Raw genomic sequence first — 3,082 nt, forward strand, 5'->3', positions numbered from 1 at the left:
GTCTGCCCATTAAACGAGGAATAATATTCCATATTAGTTTGAATTAAGAATTTTGTTATAAAAAATGATTATAGTCCAAATGTCAACTGAAAATTTTTTCTAAAAATTAAACACTAGTGATTATATTTAAATAATTTATGGTTAATAACTAAAGTAAGGTTAATAACTAGGTATATGAAACTTAGGAGGGAATGAGATGTTAAAAATTTTTGCTGTGTCTGATTCAATAGGTGAAACAGCTCAACAGGTTGCGTTAGCTGTTGCAAGTCAATTTAATGGAGAAATAGAAGTAAAAAGAGTTCCATATATAAAAAGTTTAGATGATGTAGCTGAATTTATTAATGAAGTTTTAGAATGTGAGAAAGCAATGGTTGTATCTACAATAATCACTGTAAATGTAAGAGAATATTTAACACAAAAATGTATAGAAAATAATATTTCAGTTATAAATGTATTAGGTCCTATATTAAATGTAGCCTCTTCTTTATTAGGAGTAATGCCAGAAAATAATCCTGGAGCATTAAGAAAAATAGACGAATCATATTTTAAGAGAATAGAAGCAATGGAGTTTGCAATGCAATATGATGATAGTAAAGATTACAGAGGATTAAAAAATGCTGATGTTGTACTTATAGGATTATCAAGAACATCTAAGACGCCATTATCTATGTATTTAGCTAATAAAGGTATAAAGGCTATTAATATTCCTCTTATGCCAGAAGTAAAAGTACCAGATGAATTATATGAAGTTGATAGAAAGAAAATATTTGGCCTTGTAATAAATCCAATTCAATTAATTGAAATAAGAAAAAAAAGATTAGATAAATTTCATAGAGTACCAAGTGGAATTGAATATGCAGGTGATGCTAGAGTTTTAGAAGAATTTGAATTTGCGGATAAAGTCATGAAGAGGCTTGGATGTAAGACAATAGATATTACTCAAAGAGCTATAGAAGATACTGCTTTAATAATAATGGAAAGTCTGAAACATAATAAATAATATTTATTTTACATATAGTAAATTATTCAAAGTGAATAAGATTAATCTTTAGTATAAAAAGAAGATTTTAATTAATCTTCTTTTTTGTTTGGATAAAAATATTATTAGAAAATTCAAAATAAATAACATAAAAATCAGAAATTTAGCACATAAAAATTTTTTAGGGCTATAGCCCTTGAATTTATAAGGATTTGAAGGTGATTGTTAGAAAGATAATAAATTCCGATTTTTACTGGAAATTATAGAAAAAAAATTTGCATAATAAAAGCATCCTTTCTATAATAGTTTTGCGACAAACTCAAAAGGAAAGGATGCTGATAAAATGAACAAAAGTTATTTAAAACAAATGCTCACTTATATTAATAAAGTATACCATATAGGCAAAAAAATCAATACCCTAAAGGATAAAAGAGTAAAATCTCAAGTAAAAGTTTCAACAATTACTTTTGTAGTATTATTTGGATTTATGCTTCAAATAAGAAGCTTTAACAGATTAAATCATTGGCTTAAAAATGACAAGTTGAAAAAAATATTACCAAAGAAAACTAAAATGCCAAGTATTGATACTGTTAGGCGGTGTTTAAGTGACTTTGATTTAGACGGTTTGAAAGAACTTCATAATAGTATAATTAAGACAAGTATAAACAATAAAGTTTTTAGAAATGGAACTATAGATGGACTAAAAGTTGTTGCAATAGATGGTGTGGAATTATTTGAAAGCACTAAAAAATGTTGTGATAATTGTCTTTCACGAGTTCAAAAGGATGGAGTAACTCATTACTTTCATAGGTCTGTAGTATGTTCAACTGTAGGTTCTGACCCTCATCTTATCTTAGGTCAAGAAATGCTGGAACCTAAAAGAGATGGTTCAAATAAGGACGAAGGAGAAATTACAGGAGGAAAGCGTCTAATTAGAAAACTTTATAAGGAATTTCATCATTTTGCAGATATTATAGTAGCTGACGCATTATATTGTAAATCTACTTGGATTAATGAAGTTTTATCTATAGGAATGGATGCAGTAGTAAGAGTTAAAGATGAAAGACTTAATATTGTTAAGGATGCACTTGGTTTATTTAAGTGCCGACAGGCAGATAAAGAATGGATTGTTAAGAATAAAAGTAACAATTATACTAAAATTAAAGCCTGGAATGAAGATAATATTGAAATGATAGGTGCATCTATTAAAGTTAGATTTATAAGGTTTATAGAAGAAATCCATAATGGAGACAAAGTAGAAATTAAAGAAGGATGGATTATAACAACAGATAAATTAACTTCAACAGAAACTTTATGGAAAGTAATTCATAAGAGATGGGATATTGAAAATAATGCCTTTCATCAGCTGAAAACAGAATGGCATTTAGACCATTGTTTTCTTCATAGCCCTACGGGCGTAGAAACAGTGTTGATGTTTATAATGATAGCATTTAATTTAATGCAATTATATTTTTTCAGGTGTATAAGAGGTTTTAGAAAGAAAAAAATGCTTCAAATAGATATAATCGAAGATATACGAGATGAAAGATTTACAATAGAAGATAACTGGAATAACCCAATATTCGAAAAGACTTAAAATGTAAATAAAATTGGAAATTAATTATTGTGATTTGTTGGGGTAGGGGGAAATATAACTATTTTTAAGACCTACCGGCCTTCAAGATTACCATTTATACAAATAATTGTTAAAAAATATAATTCCAGTAAAAACAAAATTTTTACTGGAATTTTGATGCTAAATCTCTGCATAAAAATATAAAAAGTTGACATAATAAATTTTAGATGATATTATAATATATAATATAAGTTCCTTAGAAAGAATTATTTTAAATTTAATTAAAAATAAGGAATAAAAAATAGTTGACAAATTTATTTTTAGATGATAATATAAAAAAGTCGCTTGAGGGCGATAAAGAAAATCAAATGAGAATTTGAAATTGGTCTTTGAAAATTGAACAGAATATTAAGTAAAGATAAACCAGCAATTCTTTTGAACGTCTAAGATTAACTCAAAGAAATTTGAGACAGATTAAACTTTTTAGTGAGAGTTTGATCCTGGCTCAGGACGAACGCTGGTGGCGT

Annotated in this window: 2 protein-coding genes; both read left to right on the forward strand. The window is 27.1% G+C overall.

What is annotated here, in order from left to right; all coding sequences use genetic code 11:
- Positions 1 to 196 precede the first annotated feature (196 nt).
- Positions 197 to 1,000 carry a pyruvate, water dikinase regulatory protein gene (locus tag KQI16_RS11810; protein WP_216434675.1) on the forward strand — a complete coding sequence of 268 codons (804 nt, stop codon included), beginning with the start codon at positions 197 to 199 and terminating at the stop codon, positions 998 to 1,000.
- Positions 1,001 to 1,322: 322 nt separating this feature from the next.
- Positions 1,323 to 2,576 carry a transposase gene (locus KQI16_RS13140; RefSeq protein ID WP_286173106.1) on the forward strand — a complete coding sequence of 418 codons (1,254 nt, stop codon included), beginning with the start codon at positions 1,323 to 1,325 and terminating at the stop codon, positions 2,574 to 2,576.
- The last annotated feature ends 506 nt before the right edge of the window (positions 2,577 to 3,082 follow it).

Origin of the sequence: Caproiciproducens sp. MSJ-32, from assembly GCF_018918055.1 — a bacterium.
In the GTDB taxonomy this organism is placed as follows: domain Bacteria; phylum Bacillota; class Clostridia; order Clostridiales; family Clostridiaceae; genus Clostridium.